Here is a 22,421-nt window from a genome sequence, read left to right as displayed (position 1 = left end):
ACATGAAGATTGAGATCTGGTCAGATGTTGCGTGCCCGTGGTGCTACATTGGCAAGCGCCGGTTCGAGGCCGCTTTGGCGGCATTCCCCCACCGTGACGCCGTGGACGTTGTGTGGCGGAGCTACCAGCTGGACCCGACGCTCCCGGAACACTACGACGGGACCGAACTGGAATACCTGAGCAGCCGCAAGGGCATGCCGGCCCAGCAGGTCTCGCAGATGTTCGAGCATGTGGCCCAGCAGGCCAAGGGCGAAGGCCTGGACTACCGCTTCGACAAAGTGGTGGTGGCCAACAGCTTCACCGCACACCGCCTGATCCATCTTGCGGCGGCGCACGGCAGGCAGGACGCGGCCAAGGAGCGCCTGCTCAGCGACCACTTTGAGCACGGCAAGGACATCGGCAGCAGGGACTACCTGTCCTCCCTCGGCAACGACCTGGGCCTGCCTGCCGCCGAGGTGGAGGAACTCTTCACCACGGACAAGTACTCGGCCGAGGTCCGGTTCGACTTCCAGGAGGCCCAAGGCCTGGGAATCAGCGGGGTCCCCTTCTTCGTGATCGACCGCAAGTTCGGGCTGTCCGGCGCCCAGCCCACCGAGACGTTCGGCGCCGCCCTCAACCAGGCATGGCAGGAGGCCAACCCCCTGGTCCTGGTCAATTCCGCCCAGGCTGAAGCCTGCGGTCCAGACGGCTGCGCGGTCTAGCACCTTTTACTGACACTTAGCGGTAAAGTGTCTGTATGCCAAGGATTTCAGCGGCCAGCAATGCCGAACAACGCGCGGACACCCAGCGCCGTATCCTCACCGCTTTTGGTGAACTCCTGTTCACCCACGGCCTTCCGGGACTGACCATGACTGACGTGGCCCGGCACGCGGGAGTGGGCCGCACCGCCGTCTACAACTACTACGCGGACATCGAAGAACTCCTGATCTCCTACGCCCTTGATGAGACCGAGAAGTTCCTCTCCGACCTGCGCGAATCGCTGAGCCGCCTGGAGAACCCGGTGGAGCGGCTGGCCCTGTACGTCCGCGCCCAGGTGGTTGACCTCAGCCGACGCCACCTCCCGCCGGGACCTGCCATGGGGGCGGTGCTTTCGCCGTCGTCCTTTGCCAAGCTCTCCGACCACGTGGGTGAGCTGAGCGTCCTTCTGCGGGGCATCCTGAGTGACGGCATGGAGCAGGGGTACCTGCCGGTGGCGGATGTTGGCCAGCAGTCCCAGTTGATCCTGGGCACGCTGTCCTCCAGCGCGGCGAGGGGCAGCGACGAGCCCGCCGAACTCGAGGCCCGGGTGGCACGGACCGTGCGCTTCATCCAGTTGGGCGCGGGTGCGAGGTTTGACGACGACGGGCGGCCCGTCCGGGTGGCCAAGCTTCCGGCAGTGGCGGGCTGACTCCACTGCCAGTGGCAGTCAGGGTGTGGGGGCGGCGGCCGGAATGACGGGCAGCTTGTCGGGATCCGCTATGCGGCGGCTTTCACGCGGGCAGCTGAGCTTGCCGGGCGTCTGGTCCACCATCTCCGGAGGCGCCAGCGCCTTGTAGTCCTGCGCCAGGATCACGTCCACGCTGGCATCGGTCCTGCCGTCCTGGAAATAGTCCGCTCCGGGCACATTGCGCTGCACGGTGAACGCTGCAGATTGTCCTGCCGCACCCGACACCACGGCCGCCACGCCACGGTAGCCGGCATTGATGTTTGATACATTCCCCACCACGAACTTCCGTGCCAGGAACTCATCCGCCACGGAGCGGGCCAGGCCGGGCCGGCTGGTGGAGTTGTAGACATTGAGGTTGATTTTGTCGTTGGGCGCGTAATCGAACATCGAGGCCGGGCAGGTGGACACCGGCGTCGGCGCCGGCACGGCGGTGGGAATCTTCAGCCGCCCATTGATGATGGCCAGGGCAACGATGATGCCCGCAGCGATCAGGCCGATCAGCAGGACCAGCACCACGTTGTGCAGCACGCGGCGGCGCACCCGGGCGGTCTCATCGGCATCCCTGGCAGCTTCCATGGCGGCGCGCAGCTCGGGGCCGGAAACGACATGGTGGCCGTGAAGGATATCGGGATCCTTCGGCCTTTTCCTAGCCATCGAGCACCAGGACCCGTGCGTGGATCGCGGTGCGCTGGTGCAGGGCGGTCCGGACCGCGCGGTGCAGGCCGTCCTCCAGGTAAAGGGTCCCCCGGTACTGCACCACGTGCGGGAACAGGTCGCCGAAGAATGTGGAATCTTCGGCCAGCAGTGCTTCCAGGTCCAGGGTGCGCTTGGTGGTCACCAGTTCATCCAGCCGGACCGGCCGCGGCGGCAGCGACGCCCACTGCTTGGGGGTGCTGAAACCATGGTCGGGGTAAGGGCGGCCCTCGCCCACAGCTTTGAATATCACCATGCCACAGTAGGCACCGCGCTGCCCCAGCGAAAGTAGCAGGGCTGACCGGCGTCAGGTTGTGGCCAAACGGTGACCATACGCCGCACTGGCCGGTCCTTAAGGCGGCCGCGCAGACGGCGCCGCTCCAGCTGACAGAATGGACCCATGACAGCATCCGAGTCCCCTGCAGTGTCCGCGCCCGGAGTCCGCCTGCCGTCCGCACCGCCGCTGGCGCTCCTGCTGGATGTGGACGGGCCGGTGGCAAGCCCGGTAACGCGTGACGTCAAGCCGGACATCATCCTTGACCTGGTGGCCCTCGCAGCGGCAGGAATTCCCGTTATCTTCAACACCGGCCGCTCGGACGCCTTTATCCGCGAGCAGGTCATGGAGCCGATGATCGCAGCCGGCATTCCGGCAGGAACCATCATTCACGCGGTCTGCGAAAAGGGCGCGGTCTGGTTCAGTTACACCTCCGCCGGTCCCGGCCCCATCCATGTGGACCGGGGGCTCGCCGTTCCCGCGGCTTACGGCGACGACGTCCGCCGGCTGGTGGCGGAGGACTATGCCGCCCACATGTTCTTCGACGAAACCAAGCGCGCCATGGTGTCCGTGGAGCAGCACATAAACGTGCCCAGCGCCGACTACCTGGCCGAGCAGAAGCTGTTCGACGCCGAGGCGATGGAGCTCATGGCGCGCCACTGGCTGGGCGTCGTGCGGCTGGACCACCACGCTCCGAATTCAGACGACGAGGTGGACTACCGTGTGGATCCCACCATCATTTCCACGGACATTGAGTCGGTGCGCCTGGGGAAGGACCTGGGCGCCAGCCGCGCGGTGGAACTCCTTGCGGCCCAGGGCATCACGCCGCAGGCGTGGCGGACGGTGGGTGACTCCCGCACCGACTACGCCATGGCGGACTGGCTGCACCACAACGACCACCCGGTAAAGCATGTTGACGTGCGGCCGGCGGACGGCGTGCCCAGCAAGCCCTACCCTGTGCTGACTGCTGCGGACTTGGGGTTGGAACCCACAGTGATCCACGACGACGCCGGCGGCGCCTTCCTGCGCGCCTGGCGGGAGGCGCTGGACGCCTGAGCCCCTGCCGTTACCCCGGCAGGACTATCATGCAGGTAAGAATGCCCACATCCACCAGCACGGAGACAACCATTACAGAAGCACCGGTCCAGGACGAGGTCTACTACGGCGGCCAAGCGTCCGTGGAGGAACAATTTCACGCCGAGATCACGTCGGCCGCGGCGGAGCGCCGGCTCAGCCACCGCCCTGATGTCATCCGCCACAAGGGTCGCTATGCCCTGATCAATGACACCAGGACCCCATACCAGGCCATGGTGGAAGACCTGCTGTTCCTGCGCAATGTCCTGGCGAACGCCGGCCTTGCGTACCTCCTGGTCCGCGGCAACAACGACCGGCCCGTGGTGGCCCTGGACTGGAAGGACCGGAAAAAGCTCCGGGTCGCCCTGGTGGAGGCATGCCGGGACGAGCCCTTCTATTCCATGACCGTGGACGCCAAGAAGAAAACGTCCGTCCTGGTGGGCGACGGCGAGCTGTCCCCCAACCGGCAGGGACGCATCTTCCGGTTGTACCGGCCCCGGGTGGAGCCGGTGGGCGGCTTCGAGTTCGGCGCCTCGGCCGGCGTCCAGATCGAGCTCTGGTCCTTCGAGGGCGAAGTGCTGACCCTTCCCATAGAGAACTCGCTGACGCGCAGGACCCTGCTGCGCCAGGACGCGGTCCGCGGCACCGTGGAACGCTACGGCCACACGTGGCCCACCATCGAGAACATGTTTGCCGACCATGCGAGCGACATCAGCTTCGACGTTGACATCGTTTTCTCCTGGGTGGACGGCAGCTCTCCGGAATACATCGCGGCCCGCCGCGCGCAGCAGCAGGGCGTTGTCCTCGGCGAAGGCGACGACCATGAGGCCCGGTTCCGGCAGATCAACGAACTCAAGTACGCGCTGCGGTCCGTGTACATGTTTGCGCCGTGGATCCGCCGCATCTTCATCGCCACGGACTCCCCCGCTCCTGCGTGGCTGGCAGAGCACCCGTCCGTCACCATCGTCCGGAGCGAAGAGTTCTTTTCCGATCCTTCGGTGCTGCCCACGCACAACTCACAGGCCGTGGAGTGCCAGCTGCACCACATCGACGGGTTGTCCGAGCACTTCCTCTACTCCAATGACGACATGTTCTTCGGCCGCCCGGTGGGCCCGGACATGTTCTTCACTCCCGGCGGCATCACCAAGTTCATCGAGGCGGAAACCAGGATCGGACTGGGCGAGAACGACGCCGAGCGCAGCGGGTTCGAAAATGCGGCCCGGGTGAACCGCAAACTCCTGTGGAACCGGTTCGGCCGGATCACCACCCGCCACCTTGAGCACACCGCAGCGCCGCTGCGGAGCAGCGTGGTGAGCCAAATGGAAGAGGAGTTCCCGGAGGAGTTCCGCAAGACGGCGGCCAGCCGGTTCCGTGCAGCGGACAACATCTCCGTGACCAACTCGTTCTACCACTACTACGCCCTGCTCACCGGCCGGGCCGTCACGCAGACTGCCGCCAAGGTGCGCTACGTGGACACCACCATGCGATCCGGCCTCAAGTACCTGCCCAAGCTGCTCGCCAAACGGAACATGGACTTCTTTTGCCTGAACGACGGCAGCTTCCCGGAGGTCAGCGCGGACGAGCGCGCCCAAGTGGTCACGGAATTCCTGGAGAGGTACTTCCCCATCAAGGCACCCTGGGAGAAGTAGTCCGTGCCGGCGTCGAGGCCTCCCCTGCAGGGAAGGCCTCACGCACAGCCGGTCCTAGCGCCCGGTGGACACCCCGAGCTTGGCGTTCCCGCGCTGCTTGGTGGTCTCCGGGATCCTGATTCCGGCAGCCTCCAGCCGCCGGGCCGTCTCCTCGGGTGACACGTACTCGCCAACGGTAGGCGAGCTGCCCAACGGGACCACGGAGTGTACGATCGTGTGCTCGTAGACGTGCACCAGGTTGAAGGCCTGGCCGCCGTCCTGCCCGCGGGTGCCTCCCACAGGCACGTTGAGGTCCTGGGTGTAGCAGGAGGCGGAGGCGACTGAGACCGGAACGCCGGCGAAGGTCGCGGTGGTGGAGTAGTGAAGGTGCCCGGCCAGGATGGTGCGGACGTCAGAGTTGCGGACCACGGCTGCCAGCGATGCCTGGTCGCGCAGTTCCACCAGCACCGAAAGGTCCAGCACCGACGGAACCGGAGGATGGTGGAGGGCCAGGATGGTGCCGTCCGGGGCAGGGGTTTCCAGCTGAAGGGCCAGCCAGTCCAGCTGAGCCGCACTCAGTTCGCCGTGGTGGTAACCGGGGACGGTGGTGTCCAGGGTGATGACACGCAACCCGTTGATGAAGTAGCTGTGATCCACCGGCTCGTCGCTGCCGGGCTGGTCAAGGAGCCCCTTGCGGAAATTGGCCCGGTCGTCATGGTTTCCCATGGCCCAGATGACCTGGGCGCCAAGTTCTTTGCAGGCTGGCTCCACAATGGCCCGAAGCTTCACGTATGCCTCGGGATCGCCCTTGTCAGCCAGGTCGCCGGTGAAGATTACGGCTTCCGGCCTGGCCCCGGACGCTTTGACTTCTTCAAAGAGCTGAATGAGCCTGGCTTCGCTGTCAACGGTTCCGTAGAGGGGGTCTGGACCTCCCACCAGGTGGGGATCGCTCAGGTGGAGTAGGAAGTGGCGTGGCCGGGGGTGTTCGGCCTCGATGTGCTCCATTGCTACCTCTATGGTCGGTGGGAAGCCGTTCTTCCCTTGTACCCTTCAGTAATATTTATCCAATCAGACATTTGGCAAACTTGGGGTAAATGTCCGTTGCTGATGTGGAAAAAGTTGAAAGAACTGCGCTTTTGCAGACCAGATTCGGCTGACCCGGGTTTATCCGAGCGCCCGCTCGATCGCTTCGATGACCTCTGTCGAATCAGGCTCAACGGTTGGGGCAAAACGGGCCAGCACGTTCCCCTCGCGGCCCACCAGGAACTTCTCGAAATTCCACTTCACCAGACCCGGCAACAGCCCCGTCTTGAACTTGGTGAGCTCGGTGTACAGCGGGTGCTGGTTCCTGCCCCGGACGTCCGCCTTGGCCGTCAGCGGGAAGGTGACACCGAAATTCCGCTCGCAGAACTCCGCGATTTCAGTGTCGGTGCCGGGCTCCTGCCCCGCGAACTGATTGCACGGGACGCCCAGGACCTCGAATCCCCGGTTCCGGAACTTGCCGTAGAGGGCCTCCAGGCCCGCGTACTGCCGGGTGAAGCCGCAGTTGGAGGCCACGTTGACCACCAGCACTACATTTCCCTTGAACTGGCCGAAATTCGTCCTGGTGCCGTCGTTCAGGACCAGCGGGATCGGATAGAGGGATTGCGGAGTGCGTGTCAGCGGCATGTTGTTCATACGTGCAGTTCGGCGCCGCGGGCCTAACGTACGGGTCCGGATTGGAGATTTCCTAGGCCGGCGGCGCCGTAGGTGTTGGTGCGGTCAGCGTAGGCGTTGGCGTTGGTGAAGGCGCAGGCACAACCGTCGTCGGTGCCGGAGCCGGCTGGGTGGGCGCCGGAGCCGGCGGTGGCGCTGGCGCAACCGTCGTCGGTGCCGGAGCAGGCTGGATAGGCGCCGGAGCCGGCGGTGGCGCTGGCGCAACCGTCGTCGGTGCCGGAGCCGGCTGGATAGGCGCCGGAGCCGGCGGTGGCGCTGGCGCAACCGTCGTCGGTGCCGGAGCTGGCTGGGTAGGCGCCGGAGCCGGCGGTGGATCAGTGGGCGACGGCGTCGGGGTAGGAGTCGCTGGGCCAGTTGGCGAAGGCGACGGCGACGGGGTGGGAGTCGGGCCAGTCGGCGAAGGCGACGGCGGCGGGGTCGGGGTGGGAGCCGGGCCAGTCGGCGACGGCGACGGCGACGGGGTGGGAGTCGGGCCAGTCGGCGAAGGCGACGGCGGCGGGGTCGGGGTGGGAGCCGGGCTGGACGATGGCGGCTCGGCACTTCCGGAAGGTCCGGCAGATGGCGGCGCCGTCGTCGTCAACTGCACGTTGGGAGCAGGAAGCACAATTCCCGTTGCCGCGGACCGCGAGGGCGCCGGGCCCGGTACCAGGAGCGGCGGGAAGGGCGATACCTGGAGTCCGGCCGCGGGGAATCCGTCACCCGGGTCAATCTGGAGGGGGATGGTCCAGCTGATCAGGCCGCCGGACAGCCCCTGGCCGGGTGCGTAGGACACCATTTGGGCTGGAAGCGCCTGGTTCAGCGCGCGGAGCTGCAGGAAACTCCATCTCAACGGGTTGGTGTAGCGGCCGTTCAGGATGGCCTCGAAATGCAGGTGGCACCCCGTGGACCATCCGGTGGTGCCCACCAGCGCGATGACCTGGCCTACCTGCACCTTGTCGCCGGTGTGGACGCCGATGGACTCAAGGTGGTTGTAGGTGGTGATGAGTCCGTCGCCGTGGTCGATTTCTATGCGGTTGCCGCCGCCCCAAGGATGCCATCCGGCCGCGCGCACAACACCGGAATCAGCTGCGTAGACGGGTGTCCCGCATGGGGCCGCGTAATCCTGGCCCAGGTGGAAATCTCCCGCGGTCCCGCTGATCGGACTGACCCGGAAACCGAAGGGCGAACTCGGATCGAGGAGCTGGAGCGGGGCCATCAGGAAGCCGGCCAACGGCCTGCCCGCGCCCGTGGGGCCTACCGTCAGGGCGCCCGCGGCGTTCTCCGCGGCGCCCCCAATGGAGGTGTGCGGGAAGGACAGGGTGACCTTGGGGCTGGACAGGATGGGGGGCGGAAGTGCGCCGACGCCAACCTGGTCCGTCGCCTGCGAAGCCCGTTCCCGTGGCGCTTCCTGGCCGTCCGCCGCACCTGAAGTTCCGGCCGGGGCAGGAACTTCCGGGGCGATCCCGGCCCGGGCAACCGACCCCGCCAGCGGTCCCGGCTCTGCGGAACCGGCAGAGAGGTTGACGGCGTAAACGGAGGCCGCCAGCACGCCGGCAGCAGCGACCGCACGGGCAACGGGGGGAATAGCATGCTGGCCCGGCTTCCTGTTGCCGGGCACGGAATTCTTGCCCAATTGACTGACTCCACGACGTGGCCTGCCGCACGTTGTCTCGACGGTATGTCCCATGGGACCACAGGACCGCAGGCGTGGAAACCCCGTGGCCGGACAATGCGGGTTTTTTTATGGGCGTTAGGGGGTTGGGCCGCGCTTTCAGAGGCTGGTCCTGCCGCCCTCGCCAAAATGGGCAACAATGTCTCATGCGCAATGTCCTTCGTACATGGCAGGACGAAGTCAAAAAGACCTTCTCAGGCAAGGCCGACGCGCCCCCGGACTGGTCACTGAAGCTGGCGGAGGGTGACGACGCCGGCTACCACCTGCCTGGTTCAGCGGTGTGGGCAGTACACGGCTCCATGACCCCCATCGTGGGCGGAATCCGAACGCTGCTCATGCAGTCGCTCCATCCGGGCGCCCTTGCGGGAGTGCACGAGCACTCCAACTTCCGCGAAGACCCCCTGCGCCGACTGGCCAACACCATCCGCTGGATTTTCACGGTGACGTACGGTTCCACGGCCGCCGCGGAAGAGGCAACAAAGCGTGTCCGGCGCCTCCATGAGCCCGTCCATGGCAGCTACCGGGACAACGACGGCGGAGAGCGCCCCTACAGCGCCAACGATCCCGGGCTGGCCAACTGGGTCCACATAGCCTTCACGGATGGTTTCCTCGCAGCACACAAGATCTGGGGCGGCCCCATCCCTGGCGGCGCCGACGCCTACGTGCGGGAGTGGAGCCAGGCCGGGCGGCTGATGGGGGTGGAAAAACCGCCGCTCACAGAGGCGGAGATGCGCGGCCAATTGGACCATTGGTACCGGGAGGGTACGCTGCGGGCGGACAGTCGGGTGAAGGAAACCGTGGAGTTCATCCGCAACGCCCCGCTGCATCCCCTGCTGAAGCCTGGGTACCGGATCCTGTTTGCCGCCGCCGTCTACAGCCTGGAACCCCAGTACCGCCAGATGCTCGGGCTCTCTGTTCCACGGCTGGGTCCCTTCCCCCTGCCGGTGAGGCTGGCCACGAAGGCGGTGCTCGGCGTCGTCCACCTCGCACTCGGGGGCCTGCACAGGCGGATGGGTCCGAGCGAGACGGCCGCGAGGCAACGCCTGAGGAGGCTTGGCGAACCTTCGGCAGACTTGGTCTGAGCGGGGCCCGGAACCGGGGCCGTGCGGCAGGAAAAGCAAGAACCCGGTCCCTGTGTACCGGGACCGGGTTCTTGATCGGCGGAGAATGGGGGATTTGAACCCCCGAGGGCGTTAACCCAACACGCGTTCCAGGCGTGCGCCATAGGCCGCTAGGCGAATTCTCCAACTGCTTTTGAATCAAAAGCAGGTACTAGATTACCTGAAGTTTTCCGCATCGCCCAATTGGCCCAATCGGACCAGGTTTGGGGCGTCCCCGCTCGCGCCTCGTGAAGGCCGTCAACTGTCGCGACAACCTGAAAATGGGCGCCCCCAACGCGCCCATTCCCTGCTGCACCGTTGAGCTGCCGGGTCCGTCCCGTTAAGCCAGGCCACGCAGCTCACAACCTTGAGATTGCCCCAATCGGTGCACGTACCCATGATCGCGGGTGGAACAGGGATAAGCAATGGGATATCCCTGCCGTGAGTTCCCATGGCAATGCGGAGGGCCTCGGCGAACCGGGCGGCAACGGCGCGGAAGCCCGATTCGAGTCGTGCCGCATGTTCGGGTAAAGTATCTGACGGCCCCTCATGTGGCGTCATCCTGTTGAACTCCCCCAGGACCGGAAGGTAGCAAGGGTAGACGGGCTCTGGCGGGTGCATGGGGGGTCTTTACTATTCCCCCACAGGGCGGCATGATGTCAGCCCGGATTGGTAGGGTTTTCTCTGTGACAGTTACTACCGCCCTGTACCGCAGATACCGTCCCGACTCGTTCGCTGACGTTATCGGGCAGGAGCATGTCACCGAGCCGCTGATGACGGCTTTGCGCAAAAACCGAGTCAACCACGCCTACCTTTTTTCCGGCCCCCGCGGCTGCGGCAAGACCACCTCCGCCCGCATCCTGGCCCGCTGCCTGAACTGCGCCCAGGGCCCCACGGACACCCCCTGCGGAATCTGTCCCAGCTGCGTCGAGCTGGCCCGGGGCGGCTCGGGCTCCCTTGATGTCATCGAGATTGACGCGGCGAGCCATGGCGGTGTTGACGACGCCCGGGACCTCCGCGAGCGCGCAACCTACGCCCCGGTCCGCGACCGCTACAAGATCTTCATCATCGACGAAGCCCACATGGTCACCTCTGCCGGGTTCAACGCCCTGCTGAAGATCGTGGAAGAGCCGCCGGAACACATCAAGTTCATCTTCGCCACCACGGAGCCGGACAAAGTCATCGGAACCATCCGTTCCAGGACTCACCACTATCCGTTCCGGCTGGTGCCGCCCGAGCCCCTGATGGCCTACCTCGAGCTCCTGTGCCGCCAGGAAAACGTTCCTGTGGCCCCCGGCGTCCTGTCACTTGTCATCAGGGCCGGCGGCGGCTCCGTGCGTGACTCGCTTTCAGTCCTGGACCAGCTCATGGCAGGTGCCGGGCCCAACGGGCTGGACTATGAGCTCGCCGTCGCGCTGCTTGGCTACACGCACGCCTCGCTGCTGGACGACGTCGTGGAGGCCGTGGCCGCGTCGGACTCCGCCACCGTCTTCCGCGCCGTGGACCGGGTCATCCAGACCGGCCACGATCCCCGCCGGTTCGTGGAGGACCTGCTGGAGCGCTTCCGCGACCTGATCATTGTCCAGGCCATGCCCGAAAGCGCCCATGCCATCCTGCGCGGGATGCCGGCGGACCAGATCGCACGCCTGCACAACCAGGCCCACAACCTTGGCGCCGCGGAACTATCCCGGGCCGCCGATGTCACCAATACGGCCCTGACCGAAATGACCGGAGCCACATCCCCGCGGCTGCACCTGGAACTGCTCTGCGCCCGGATCCTGCTGCCCAGCTCAGAACAGAACGAGCGCGGCATGGCGGCCCGGATCGACCGCGTGGAGCGGCGGCTGAACTACGCAGGGAACGACGTCGGCGCTCCCGCAACGGCTGCGCCCGCAGCTGTGTCAGTTCCGGCGCAGCCAGTCCCTGCGACGCCGCCTCCGGCCACTCCCGGCACGTCCTCAACAAGCCCCCGGCCCGCGCAGGAGCCTACCGCCTCCGCACCCCAGCCTGCCCAGGAGCCGGCTGCCCGTCCCGTGATGGCCGCTTCCGCCGCGGGCACCACCAGGAACAGTCGGATGGCTCCCGCCGCTGAGGGCTCCCGCAGCCCCCTTACAGCTCCACGGGTCAGCACCACCGACTGGCCTGTCGAGGAACCGGCGCGTACCCGGACGCCCCAGGGCCCCGCCACTGGAGGCACCAACCAGGCAGCCCCGCAAACCGCCGAAGCACCGCAAGCCCAGGAAAACCCGGCGGCTCCCCGCCAGGCAGCCGCGCCGCACGCCCAGGAAAGGCCCCAGCCCGGCAGCCAGGCGCCCAGTTCCCAGGCACCTGCCGGCCCACCGTCCAGCGGCATGCAGACCCCCGGCCACCAGGCACCGGCCCCCCGGATGCCGGAGCCCCGGACGCCGGCGCCGCAACAGGAGGCACCGCAACAGGAGGCACCGCAACACGAGGCACCCGGCAGGTCCGGCCCTGCCGCTCCGTCGGCAATGGGCGACGTGGAAGTCCTCCGCAGGGCCTGGCCGGAGGTCCTCCAGGCACTGTCCAAGATCAAGCGCAGCACGTGGGCCCTCGTCGAGCCCAACGCGCAGGTCAGCGCGTTCGACGGCAGCGTCGTGACCCTTTCCTTCACCACGTCCGGATTGGCCGGCGCCTTCGGCAGGGCCGACCACTCTGACAACCTCCGCCAGGCCATCCACAAGACCGTTGGCATCGACTGCCAGGTCAACGCGATTGCCGGCGGCGCCAGCCAAACGAGCTCTGAGCCAAACCCAAAAGTTCCCGCCAACCCGGTGGTTCCGGCCACTTCAGCTGACGTTGCGTGGGGGCTGGCTCCGGCGCCGGCCCAAGCAGCCTCCTCGGCCCAGGCACCCGCACCCCCGGAAGCCCCGGAAGCGCCGGAAGCCGCGACAGCAACAGCCGCCCCGCGGGGCGGAGGCCCGGAGAGCCTCGCCGCGGCCGGGCATTCCGGAAGTTCAGCTGTTGCGGGCCGTTCCGGAAGTTCAGCTGTTGCCGAAACCCCGTCAACCGCACCTGCGGTTACCCCTGCAGCGCCTGCCCCTCCGGGAGCGCGCCAGGTGGGCGACCCCAACGGGCACATCACCCAAGGTGCGGAGTCGGTCCAAACCACCGCCAACGGCGCGGCCGCCACTGCCAGCGCATCCGGCGGGGCCGCCCCCGGGCAGTCCCCGTACCCACCTGCCGGCGGCGACTACTCCTACTCGGACGACGACTGGGGCCCGCCGCGGGACGAGGACGCTCCTCCGCTCGATGAAGAACCCCCTATGGACTGGGAACCCGCTGCGCGTCCGGGCAACCGGACCACGCCATCATCCGCTGCCGCTGGCACCCTCCAGCCAGCCGGCGGCGGCCGCACCGGGGATGCTGCACACTCCCAGGGGACAGCGACTGATGCTTCGCCCACGGACACCGCTGCGCAGCCTGCCGCCCCGGCGGCTTCAGGTGCCGCCCACGATCCCTGGACGCGGGCCGTGGAACAGGCGCCGGGCGTATGGGTAGTCGGAGACAAGAGCAACGTCGGCGCCAAACCCGCACCTGCTTCCGGGCACGACAACATCGGGGCATCGGCCTCCGTCCCCCATTACGCGCCCGCAACGGCGCAGGTGCCGCCATCCATTCCCGTGGCCACGGCGGCCACCGCTGTTGCCGCAGCAGAGCCAGACTGGGGTCCCGGAGCAGTTTCCGGCACCCACCTTGGGGAGTTCGCTGCCGGAAGCAACCAGCAGCCGTCCCCTGACCGCGCCCCGGTACCCGAATTCGCCATGGCCTCGGCCGCGCCCGCCCCGGTTGTCCCGCCCGGCTCCCAGGCGGCTGCAGCTGCGCCGGCGGCCGCACCCGTGGCCGGGCGAACGGGAACGCGGCAAAGCCTCTACCAGCGGCTCTCCAACAGCCCTGAAGCTGAGGCCGGACGTGCCAAGGCACCGGCCAGGGCCGCCGCTGCGCCAGCTCCGTATGTGCAGGACATACCAAGCGCCGACGACGAAACCATCGAGGAATCCGGCGTGTTTGGCCGGGCCGCCGTCGAACGCATTTTGGGCGGAAAATTGATCGAGGAACGCTCCCTTGACGGAAGCCCGGCCATGCCGCGCTATTGACAGCGGCGACCCTGCGCACCTGATTGATCCACCCGCTATCCATACCAAGCTAAAGAGGGAAACGTGTACGAAGGTGCTGTCCAGGAGCTGATTGATGAGCTCGGACGCCTTCCAGGTGTTGGACCGAAGTCCGCGCAGCGGCTGGCGTTCCACATCCTTGAAGCCGACCCCCAGGACATGAAGCGGCTAGTGGAAGCCATCACCACGGTCAAGGAACGGGTCAAGTTCTGCACCGTCTGTGGCAACGTCACGGAACAGGAGTTGTGCAACATCTGCCGGGACCCGCGCCGCGACCCCGCGGTCATCTGCGTCGTGGAAGAGTCAAAGGACGTCCTGGCCGTGGAGCGCACCCGCTCCTTCCGGGGCCGGTACCACGTGCTGGGCGGCGCCATTAACCCCATCGCTGGCGTGGGACCGGAACAGCTGCGCATCCGCGAACTGCTCACCCGGCTGAACGACGGCGACATCCAGGAAGTCATCATCGCCACCGACCCCAACCTGGAAGGCGAGGCAACGGCCACCTACCTTGCCCGCATGCTCAAGACGATCGGCATTGCAGTCACCCGCCTCGCCTCGGGTCTTCCCGTGGGCGGCGACCTGGAGTACGCCGACGAGGTCACCCTGGGCCGCGCCTTCGAAGGCCGCCGCAACGCACTGGGCTGAGGCACCCGGCCCCGTTCCGGCGTCGTACGCCAACCCACCTTGGACCTTCCCAGCCCTCAGCCGGCACCAAGGCATGCGATGGCCGGAATGTGGTCACAATTCAACGTCCCTCCCGGCACGGCGATAAACTGAGGGAGGAAAGTCGCGCCGTCCCGGCGCCAGGCTGCCTGGCCTCCAGAACTCCAATTGATCCAATGAAGGTACGCGCATGAGTACGCCCACTACCGAAATGCACAATGCAACGCAGCAGCAGGTGGCACTTGCCGCCGGTGCGGTGACCAAACAGCTCATCGTGCAAAAATTCGGCGGCTCCTCCGTTGCGGACGCTGACGGGATCAAGCGCGTGGCGAAGCGCGTCGTCGATGCCCAGGCAGCGGGCAACGAGGTGGTGGTGGTTGTCTCGGCCATGGGCGACACCACGGACGAGCTCCTGGACCTCGCAGCACAGGTGACTGACTCCGCCCCCGCCCGTGAAATGGACATGCTCCTCTCAGCCGGGGAGCGCATCTCCATGGCGCTGCTGGCCATGGCAATCAACAAGCTCGGCGCCTCCGCCCAGTCCTTCACCGGGTCACAGGCGGGCATGATCACCGACGGAATCCACGGCAAGGCCCGCATTATCGACGTCGACCCGCACCGCATCCGCACCGCCCTGGACAAGGGCAACATCGCCATTGTGGCGGGCTTCCAGGGCATGAGCCGGGCTACCAACGAAATCACCACGCTGGGCCGGGGCGGCTCCGACACCACGGCCGTGGCGCTGGCGGCAGCCCTTGAGGCTGATGTCTGCGAGATCTACACCGACGTGGACGGCATCTTCACCGCCGATCCGCGTGTTGTCCCTTCGGCGCAGAAGATTGAAACCATCTCCAGCGAAGAGATGCTGGAACTCGCAGCCTCTGGGGCCAAGATCCTCCACCTGCGCTGCGTGGAGTACGCGCGCCGGTTCGGCGTCCCGCTGCACGTCCGTTCCTCATTCAGCCAGCATGAAGGCACCTGGGTCATTCCCAGCGCCGATGACAAGATCACCACTCAAGAGGGAGTTGCCTTGGAGCAGCCAATCATCTCCGGCGTTGCGCATGACCGTTCCGAAGCAAAGGTCACCGTGGTCGGCGTCCCCGACATCCCCGGCAAGGCTGCCGCGATCTTCCAGGTCATCGCCGACGCACACTCGAACATCGACATGATCGTCCAGAACGTGTCCACCCACGGCACGGGCAAGACCGACATCTCCTTCACCCTGCCCATTGTCGAAGGCGCCGACGCCCTGGCCGCCCTTCACGCCGCGCAGGACCAGATCGGCTTCGAAGCCATCGAATACAACGAGCAGATCGGCAAGCTGTCCCTGATCGGCGCGGGCATGCGTTCCCACCCCGGCGTCTCCGCCACGTTCTTCAAGGCGCTGTCCGATGCGGGCATCAACATCAACATGATCTCCACGTCGGAAATCCGCATCTCGGTGGTCACCCACGCCGACCTGCTGGACGAGGCCGTGCGAGTGATCCACAAAGCGTTCGGGCTCGACACCGAAAGCGAAGCGACTGTCTACGGCGGCACCGGCCGCTAAGCGCAAAAGGAAAAGCCGGGCTGTCCGTTCCTCAGTGGACGGGCGGCCCGGCTTTCTTGGTCTCTGGAGGCAATTACATTTCGCGTTCCAGGTCTTCACGGCGCACCGCGTAATGGTGGCCGGATGAATCGGATTCCACCACGAAATGCGATAGGTCCTCCTCGGAGGCCTGTTCGAATTCGTCGTGTTTGTGCACCACGGGCGCGTCTGCGTCGAGCCGGGTGGCAGGACCAAAGACGAAGCGGAGCCTCTCAGTCAAGCCCATGAAAGTGTTGAGGACATGTGCCACTGTTTCCACCCCCTTCCCGAGCCTCGGGCGAAAGCGCAGCCGGCTCCGGCGGGAGCCAGTGCCCTCATTTTATGCCCGGTGCAGGGAAAAGGCGCCGGCGCGGGGGTAAATGGATTGCTACCGCAGGGAGCGGTCTTCAGGGTTCCGCGGCACCACATACGTACTGCCGTCCGGCCTGGTGATGGTCTCCCACTGCTGGGTCTCCGCCTGGCGCTGGGCCAGGAGCCGGCGGTTCTCTTCGGACATGTCGTGCGCCAAAGCCGTGCGGCTGGCGGGACCGAAAACGGCCCTCAGCTTTCCCGTGGCGCGCATGAAGCGCTGCGAGGCATTGCCCTTGTCCGCGGACCTGTCCCTGCCCATGAAGAGGTTCCTTCCACTCACCGTGTACCTGCAACAAATGTACACTAATGATTAGCGCACTAACATTTTGGAGAACCAATGACAGAGCCAAGGGACGCAGGAACAATGGAAGCAGCACACGAAGAAGACCTGCTGCTGGAACATCAGCTCTGCTTTGCCCTCACGGTGGCGTCCCGCAGCGTGGTCGGGGCCTATAAGCCCGTGCTGGAGAAACTCAACCTCACCCACCCGCAATACCTGGTGATGCTCTGCCTGTGGGAAGACAGTCCCCGGACAGTACGGAACATCAGCGAGGCCCTCGCCCAGGAACCAGCCACCATTTCCCCGCTTCTGCGCAGGCTGGAAGCCTCGGAACTCATTACGCGGCGCCGTGCGGATGGAAACGAACGCGCACTCGCCGTCGAGCTGACACCCAAAGGCGCCGCCCTGCGGCAGCAGGCCCTGCAGGTACCGGGGACCATGATGGAACGGCTGGGGCTGACCCGGGAACAGGTCACTGAACTGCACGCATCCATGATGAGCCTGATCGCAGCCACCTCGCAGTGAGCGCCGGCATGACCGGACGGGAGCCTGCCGGTACCGGCTCAAGCGACTAGAATAACTGGACGAAGGAGAGGTGGCTGATGCGCAATTTCCGGATGCTCGCTGCATTCCTGACGGTGACCGCCGGGCTGATCGCCGGTTGCAGCGGCACACCTGACAGCGGCACGTCCGCGTCAACAGCCCCCTCCACCGCTTCCGCCAGCTCCTCCTCCGCGGGGAGTTCTCCTGCAGGTTCCGGCACGCCGTCCGCCGACACGGAGACCTCTGTACCGGCTCCGGCCCCCACCACATCGCGCCCCAGTGCCGGGCCGGGGCAGGGGAACGCTGAACTCGCCATCACCGTGGTGCCGTCCCCGGGCACGCAGAAAATCGACTACACCCTGGTCTGCACCTCGGGAACTCCGGCCGCGGAAAGCAGCCACCCCAATGCCGCTGCGGCCTGCGCGGCACTGAAGACCAACCCTGATATCGCGGCTCCTGCGGCACCGGGAACCTCGCAGGCATGCACCCAGCAATATGGCGGCCCCCAGACGGCAACCGTTACGGGCATGGTGGACGGTGTTGCCGTGGACTCATCCTTTGCGCGGACCAACGGATGCGAGATCAGCGCATGGGATGCAGCCAAGGACGTTTTGGGCGCGGCCGGTGGCGCCTCTTAAGCTCCTGGCGGCGGACAGTGCGCGGATAAGGGAGGAAGCCCACCTGCAGCGCGTCAGCCGCTATGCCGATCCCTACCTGGCCCGACGGTCAGCGGGACAGAAACACCCGGTAGAGGATTTCCTCTTCACCTATTACACCCAGAAGCCCGGCCAGCTGAAGCGATGGCACCCCGGCGCCGGAGCAGTCCTCACCGGCGCCCAGGCAGCCGTGCGGCTTGGGTGGAAGCATTACCGGATGCTCGACGACGGCGAGCTTGCCTCCCTGGGGCTGGCTGCGGGAAGCACTGGGGTCACCTTCGATCGGCGCACCTTCCTGGCCGACCGCAAGGATGCGGTGGACTTCGCCGGCATCATCCTCCGTGGCACGGCCGCCCGGCCCGCGCAGTTTGGCTGCTTCGGCCTCCACGAGTGGGCCATGGTCTACCGGCAGGACAAGTTCGACCTCCGCCACGAGTACCTGCAGCTGCGTTTGGGAGCGGCGGGTACCGACAAAGTGGTGGAAGACAACAGGATCCGCTGTACCCACTTCGACGCATTCCGGTTTTACACCCCGGATGCCATTCCACTCAACGAACACTCCCCCAGCCGGGAATCGCAGCGGCAGATGGAGCAGCCTGGATGCCTGCACGCCAACATGGACCTTTACAAGTGGGCCTACAAGCTGATGCCGGCGCTGTCCAGCGAACTGGTAATGGACTGCTTTGAACTGTCCTGGCGGATCAGGGCCATGGATATGCAGGCCTCCCCCTACGACCTGGCCGGCTGGGGCTATCCTGCCATTCCCATCGAGACGGCCCAGGGAAAGGCCGCCTATGTTGAACACCAGCGCGCCTTTGCAGCGGAAGCGGGGATCCTGAGGGAAAGGCTCGCGGCGGAACTCGGGGCCATGGCAGAAGAAGCACCACGGTGATCGACCTGACCATCAGCATCCGGGACCATCCCGATGCTCCCGAACACGTATTCCGCCTCGTGGCCACGGATGGCAACCCGGCCGCCGGGAGCACCCTGCCGGAGCCCGGGGCTGCCCTGTCCGCCGTGGAGCGGTTCGGCGAAGACATCTTTTTCCCCAAGCCCGGACCACCCAAGCTCTGCACCCAGCAGTACGGCGGTCCCCAGGTTGCCCTGGTCACCGGAACATTCCATGGTCGCCCGGTCCGCTCGACCTTCACCCTCACCGACGGCTGCGAGATCGCCCGTTGGAACGCAATGGGCCCCTTACTGGGCGGGACGGCAACCTAGCCTTTCCCGGCCAACGAAAAGGTCCCGGGCGGCCTGGTGACCGTCCGGGACCTCCCCCCATGTTCGTCCCGGTCAGGTTGCGGGTACCACCTGAGCGAGGTCAAGCTGGGGAGCGCCGGCCGGGGCGGGGGCAGTGCCCTGTCCCACCTGCACGTTCACCCAGGTTTTGATGCCGTTGCTGCCGAGGCTCAACCGTGAAAGGTAGGACCCCGTGGGGAGTCCCGTCCAGTTCAGGGTAGCCGAGGTGGCGGTTCCGTTCGGCGCAACGATGGGGTTCGGGTTCACCGTGAGGTTGCCCGCGTCACCGGCGAAGGTCACGGCCTGGACCGAAGCAGTTGCAGGCCCATTGTCCGGTGTGGCGTACAGGTTGGCCACCACGTAGTAGGTACCGGCCCGCGGTGATTCCAGGTCCAGGAACTCGCTGGCAGATGCCGTAGCCACCTGGGTGGGCGTCAGCCCGCCCGACGCGTTCGGTGCGTAGACCACCATGTCCCAGTCGACGTCGTTCGACTGCGCCTGGATACCCAGCCGGGCAAACGAGGCGCCTGCGGGCACCTTCACTTGGAGCAGGGCGTTGTGCGCGTCATTCGTGGGGGCGTACGCACCCGGGGTTTTGGTGATGGCGGTCTGGCTCAGCGGTGCCAGGCCTTCCACGGCGACTCCGATGGGGCTGTCCGAGCCGGAGACGAGTTGCATGGTGCCGCTGCTGGTGCCCGTGGCGGAACTGAAGGAGAACGACGGGGCGATCTGGGCATCAACGGGGCGGATGGCGATCGGTGACGTCACCGTCCGGGGGCCCTTCCAGCTGAGGCTTCCAGTGCTGAATTTGCCCATCGGCGCACTGACGTTCCGGATGGTCAGCGTCACCTCCCGCGTTTGGCCGGCCTTGGCGAAGTTCAGTGCCTTGGGTTCAACATTGACGCTGAATCCCGGCATGTTCACCTCGGCGCGGTACATGCCCGGCACCAGGGCGGTCAGCTTGCGCTTCACCTGGACTTCCCCCACCAGGCTGCCCAGGGCGACGGATGGCAGGTTGAGGTCGCGGGCAGCGATGGTGCCTGCCTGTGGTGCTCCGGTTTCCACGCCCTGTCCGTTCAGGAAGCCGAGCCAGTCCTGGATACCCGAGTCATAGACCAGTCCCGGATCGAGGACACGGGTCGAATCAATGTGCCCGGCACCGCCCTGGAACGGGTCGGCGTTGGGCGAGCCATCGGCATTGACCAGCGGGTAGGCGGTGGTCATCATGGCGGACTTCACCATGGCGGGGGTCCACTTGGGCTGCTTGCCCAGCACCAGGGCGCCGAAACCGGCGATGTGCGGTGCTGCCATGGACGTGCCGGACATGAACCCGAACTGGGCGCCGTGGTTGCCGATGGTGGAGACACCGGCCAGGACATTCACGCCCGGGGCGGAGATGTCCGGCTTGAGCAGGTCGCCGCCGGATGCGAGGGTGGGGCCGCGGGAGGAGAAGCCCGCGATCTGCGGGGCCGCGGCCGGCGGCAGGCCGGTCAGGTCGCCCTTGACCAGGCTGACGGTCAGCGCCGGGTTGGCTTCAAGCTTGGACTTCAGTTCCAGGCTCTTGGGGGCGTTGACGTGGACGGTGGGAACGACGTGGTTGTCGGCGTCCTCGGAGCTGCTGGTGAGGTTCACCAGGATCATGCCCACGCCGCCCCGGTCCAGGACTTCCCGGCTCTTGGCGGTCCGGTCCACCACTCCGCGGTCGCAGACCACTACCTTGCCGGCCACTTTGGTGGCGTCAAGGGTTCCCGGGCCGCAAAGGTTGGGATTTGCGGCACCCGGGGCGGCGGCGGCAGCGGCGAGGACAACGGGCTTGTCCGCCACTTCCGACTTCATGATGGACGCGCCGCGGTACAGCGATCCGTCGGACACCTTGACCGTTCCCAACAGGTCGCTGGGGAAGGTGGAAGCTGCCACCGTGGTGAGCCAGGGCGAAGCATGGTTCACGGTGGAGGCGGCAGGGCCGGAGTTGCCGGCCGACGCCGAAACGAAGACGCCAGCGGCAGCAGCGTTCAGGAAGGCCAGCGCCACGGGATCGGTGGTGCTGTTGTTATTTCCCGAGATGGAGTAGTTCAGGACATCGACGCCATCCTTGATGGCTGCGTCCACCGCCTCAACCGAAGCGGAGGAGTAGCAGCCGCCGGTGTCCGGGCTGGTGTCTTCCCAGCAGACCTTGTATACCGAGACCTTGGCGGCGGGGGCCACGCCAGAGCTCTTTCCAAAGCTAGCCCCGTCGATCACCTGCTCGATATTGGCGTTGCCGGCTGCCGTGGTGGCGGTGTGGGTGCCGTGGCTGCCCACGTCCACCGGGGAGATCTGCTCCTGCGGTGCCCGGTTCCCCGGTGGTACGTACTGGAGGAAGGAATCGGCGAAGTAGCGGGCGCCAATGACCTTGGAATTGCAGAGCGAGCCGTCAAAGGCCGCCCCTGTGCCGTCGCCTTTTTGGCATTCGCCTTCGAACGTAGTGCCGTCCGCCTTGAGCATGGCAATCCTGCCGTCACCGGCCCGGTAGGGGACGCCAACCTGCGGCTCGCCCTGCAGCGGCTTCACCGGTTCACCCTGGAGGAAGGGGTTGTCCGGGGCGTAGCCGGAGTCGATGACGCCAACCACCACGCCCTTGCCTGCATTGGCTTCTCCGCCGAACTGCTTGGCCCAGGCACCGTCGGGACCGGTGAGCTTGAGGAAGTCAGTGGTGGTGTAGTCAGGCTTGTTTTCGACGTCGGGAGCCACCACCAGGACCCGGCTGTCCTTGGACAGGGCGGCCGCCTGGGCCGCGGTCAGTTCCGCCGTGAACCCGTTGAGGGCTGCGGTGTACTGCTTGGCGGGGCTGACTCCCTGTGCCGCGGCAACGTCACTCTGCTGCTTGCGCAGGTGCGCATCGTAGGCCTTGTAGTTTGGGCTGCCAGCATCCAGCTTCCTGCCCAGCTGCGGCTTGGTGGCACCCAGCCCGGCAGCTCCCCCTTCGTACGCCGCGGCAGCCGGACCGGCGAGTACCACGATGTACCGCCCATCCTTGAACTGACTGTCCGTTGCGCTGGAGGAAAAATTTCCGGCACCGGGGCCGCCAGGCGCCGCGGATGCGGGACCCACTGCCAGCGAGCTAAGGAGAAGGGGCAACCCGGCAGCCAGTGCGGCAACCTTCCGGAGTCCCCCAGCCCGCAAGGGGCTCTTTCCAGTTGATTTCACGTGCAACCCTTTCACGATGTGCCGCCCAGCCTTGGTGGGGGCCGGCCCGAAAGACTGGAACTGCAGAAAAAATTACAGGTTTTGTAATTTGCTGAGACCAGACTGTTCACAGAGTACAGACTGATAGCGCGATATGACATAGAGCACATTTGGAAATTTTTCGCTTGTCATACCGGAGTGGGCCGAGGATCCGGGCATGAAAAAAGGGCGCCCCGAAGGA

Annotated in this window: 20 protein-coding genes, 1 tRNA gene, 1 other RNA gene and 1 pseudogene; 14 read left to right on the top strand and 9 right to left on the bottom strand. The window is 66.2% G+C overall.

The window, feature by feature from the left end; genetic code table 11:
* Positions 1 to 2 precede the first annotated feature (2 nt).
* Both IEW19_RS11825 and IEW19_RS11820 read left to right on the top strand, forming a co-directional pair.
* On the top strand, positions 3 to 701 hold the full coding sequence (locus IEW19_RS11825; protein ID WP_188571815.1) for a DsbA family oxidoreductase: 699 nt from the start codon (positions 3 to 5) through the stop codon (positions 699 to 701).
* A gap of 35 nt (positions 702 to 736) precedes the next feature.
* The gene (locus tag IEW19_RS11820) at positions 737 to 1,387 is read left to right on the top strand and encodes a TetR/AcrR family transcriptional regulator (protein WP_188571814.1); all 651 of its coding nucleotides are present in this window, start codon (positions 737 to 739) and stop codon (positions 1,385 to 1,387) included.
* 18 nt (positions 1,388 to 1,405) lie between these two features.
* On the opposite strand, the gene IEW19_RS11815 is transcribed toward IEW19_RS11820, so the two are convergent.
* Positions 1,406 to 2,080, bottom strand: a complete 675-nt coding sequence (locus IEW19_RS11815) for a LytR C-terminal domain-containing protein (RefSeq protein ID WP_188571813.1) — start codon at positions 2,078 to 2,080, stop codon at positions 1,406 to 1,408.
* Positions 2,073 to 2,372, bottom strand: coding sequence for a type II toxin-antitoxin system VapB family antitoxin (locus tag IEW19_RS11810; protein WP_188571812.1), 300 nt, complete (start codon positions 2,370 to 2,372; stop codon positions 2,073 to 2,075). Before IEW19_RS11810 ends, IEW19_RS11815 begins: the two co-directional genes overlap by 8 nt.
* Before the next feature lie 147 nt (positions 2,373 to 2,519).
* Here IEW19_RS11810 and IEW19_RS11805 point away from each other — a divergent pair, with 147 nt between their 5' ends.
* The gene (locus IEW19_RS11805; protein ID WP_188571811.1) at positions 2,520 to 3,449 is read left to right on the top strand and encodes a Cof-type HAD-IIB family hydrolase; all 930 of its coding nucleotides are present in this window, start codon (positions 2,520 to 2,522) and stop codon (positions 3,447 to 3,449) included.
* 29 nt (positions 3,450 to 3,478) lie between these two features.
* The gene (locus tag IEW19_RS11800) at positions 3,479 to 5,116 is read left to right on the top strand and encodes a stealth family protein (RefSeq protein WP_188571810.1); all 1,638 of its coding nucleotides are present in this window, start codon (positions 3,479 to 3,481) and stop codon (positions 5,114 to 5,116) included.
* Positions 5,117 to 5,170: 54 nt separating this feature from the next.
* Here the strand turns inward: IEW19_RS11800 and IEW19_RS11795 are convergent, their stop codons facing one another.
* Positions 5,171 to 6,100, bottom strand: coding sequence for a phosphodiesterase (locus IEW19_RS11795; protein ID WP_188571809.1), 930 nt, complete (start codon positions 6,098 to 6,100; stop codon positions 5,171 to 5,173).
* Positions 6,101 to 6,259: 159 nt separating this feature from the next.
* On the bottom strand, positions 6,260 to 6,772 hold the full coding sequence (locus tag IEW19_RS11790) for a glutathione peroxidase (protein WP_188571808.1): 513 nt from the start codon (positions 6,770 to 6,772) through the stop codon (positions 6,260 to 6,262).
* A gap of 149 nt (positions 6,773 to 6,921) precedes the next feature.
* Here IEW19_RS11790 and IEW19_RS23515 point away from each other — a divergent pair, with 149 nt between their 5' ends.
* Positions 6,922 to 7,578, top strand: a complete 657-nt coding sequence (locus IEW19_RS23515) for a hypothetical protein (RefSeq protein ID WP_229748447.1) — start codon at positions 6,922 to 6,924, stop codon at positions 7,576 to 7,578.
* Between the two features lie 122 nt (positions 7,579 to 7,700).
* Here the strand turns inward: IEW19_RS23515 and IEW19_RS23510 are convergent.
* Positions 7,701 to 8,006 (bottom strand): annotated as a pseudogene (locus IEW19_RS23510) (M23 family metallopeptidase); the annotation flags it as partial.
* A gap of 602 nt (positions 8,007 to 8,608) precedes the next feature.
* Here IEW19_RS23510 and IEW19_RS11780 point away from each other — a divergent pair.
* Complete coding sequence (locus tag IEW19_RS11780; RefSeq protein ID WP_188571806.1) at positions 8,609 to 9,544, top strand: oxygenase MpaB family protein; 936 nt, start codon at positions 8,609 to 8,611, stop codon at positions 9,542 to 9,544.
* A gap of 79 nt (positions 9,545 to 9,623) precedes the next feature.
* Here the strand turns inward: IEW19_RS11780 and IEW19_RS11775 are convergent.
* Positions 9,624 to 9,708: transfer RNA gene (locus tag IEW19_RS11775), tRNA-Ser, on the bottom strand.
* 392 nt (positions 9,709 to 10,100) lie between these two features.
* Here IEW19_RS11775 and ffs point away from each other — a divergent pair.
* From ffs to IEW19_RS11755, 4 genes are all read left to right on the top strand, one after another.
* Positions 10,101 to 10,197, top strand: an RNA gene (gene ffs, locus IEW19_RS11770) — signal recognition particle sRNA small type.
* 21 nt (positions 10,198 to 10,218) lie between these two features.
* Entirely contained in the window at positions 10,219 to 13,677 is a 3,459-nt protein-coding gene (locus IEW19_RS11765) for a DNA polymerase III subunit gamma and tau (protein WP_188571805.1), read from the top strand.
* A 63-nt stretch (positions 13,678 to 13,740) separates the two neighbouring features.
* On the top strand, positions 13,741 to 14,340 hold the full coding sequence (recR, locus tag IEW19_RS11760) for a recombination mediator RecR (RefSeq protein ID WP_188571804.1): 600 nt from the start codon (positions 13,741 to 13,743) through the stop codon (positions 14,338 to 14,340).
* A gap of 208 nt (positions 14,341 to 14,548) precedes the next feature.
* Positions 14,549 to 15,907, top strand: coding sequence for an aspartate kinase (locus IEW19_RS11755; protein ID WP_188571803.1), 1,359 nt, complete (start codon positions 14,549 to 14,551; stop codon positions 15,905 to 15,907).
* Positions 15,908 to 15,980: 73 nt separating this feature from the next.
* Here IEW19_RS11755 and IEW19_RS11750 read toward each other — a convergent pair whose 3' ends face one another.
* Both IEW19_RS11750 and IEW19_RS11745 read right to left on the bottom strand, forming a co-directional pair.
* Complete coding sequence (locus tag IEW19_RS11750; RefSeq protein WP_373283597.1) at positions 15,981 to 16,172, bottom strand: hypothetical protein; 192 nt, start codon at positions 16,170 to 16,172, stop codon at positions 15,981 to 15,983.
* A 141-nt stretch (positions 16,173 to 16,313) separates the two neighbouring features.
* Positions 16,314 to 16,556, bottom strand: a complete 243-nt coding sequence (locus IEW19_RS11745) for a hypothetical protein (protein WP_188571801.1) — start codon at positions 16,554 to 16,556, stop codon at positions 16,314 to 16,316.
* Positions 16,557 to 16,634: 78 nt separating this feature from the next.
* Here IEW19_RS11745 and IEW19_RS11740 point away from each other — a divergent pair, with 78 nt between their 5' ends.
* From IEW19_RS11740 to IEW19_RS11725, 4 genes are all read left to right on the top strand, one after another.
* Complete coding sequence (locus tag IEW19_RS11740; RefSeq protein ID WP_229748443.1) at positions 16,635 to 17,102, top strand: MarR family winged helix-turn-helix transcriptional regulator; 468 nt, start codon at positions 16,635 to 16,637, stop codon at positions 17,100 to 17,102.
* 77 nt (positions 17,103 to 17,179) lie between these two features.
* A complete protein-coding gene (locus tag IEW19_RS11735) occupies positions 17,180 to 17,758 on the top strand; it encodes an SSI family serine proteinase inhibitor (RefSeq protein ID WP_188571800.1) in 579 nt (192 codons plus the stop codon).
* On the top strand, positions 17,715 to 18,668 hold the full coding sequence (locus IEW19_RS11730) for a 3-methyladenine DNA glycosylase (protein WP_188571799.1): 954 nt from the start codon (positions 17,715 to 17,717) through the stop codon (positions 18,666 to 18,668). Before IEW19_RS11735 ends, IEW19_RS11730 begins: the two co-directional genes overlap by 44 nt.
* A complete protein-coding gene (locus tag IEW19_RS11725) occupies positions 18,665 to 18,997 on the top strand; it encodes a subtilase-type protease inhibitor (RefSeq protein WP_188571798.1) in 333 nt (110 codons plus the stop codon). Before IEW19_RS11730 ends, IEW19_RS11725 begins: the two co-directional genes overlap by 4 nt.
* Positions 18,998 to 19,069: 72 nt before the next feature.
* Here IEW19_RS11725 and IEW19_RS11720 read toward each other — a convergent pair whose 3' ends face one another.
* On the bottom strand, positions 19,070 to 22,201 hold the full coding sequence (locus IEW19_RS11720) for a S8 family serine peptidase (RefSeq protein ID WP_229748442.1): 3,132 nt from the start codon (positions 22,199 to 22,201) through the stop codon (positions 19,070 to 19,072).
* Positions 22,202 to 22,421: the final 220 nt, after the last annotated feature.

The organism is Arthrobacter liuii, assembly GCF_014639275.1.
Taxonomy (GTDB): domain Bacteria; phylum Actinomycetota; class Actinomycetes; order Actinomycetales; family Micrococcaceae; genus Arthrobacter; species Arthrobacter liuii.
Note: the sequence above shows the minus strand (reverse complement) of the source record. Positions and strands in the feature narration are given on the sequence as shown.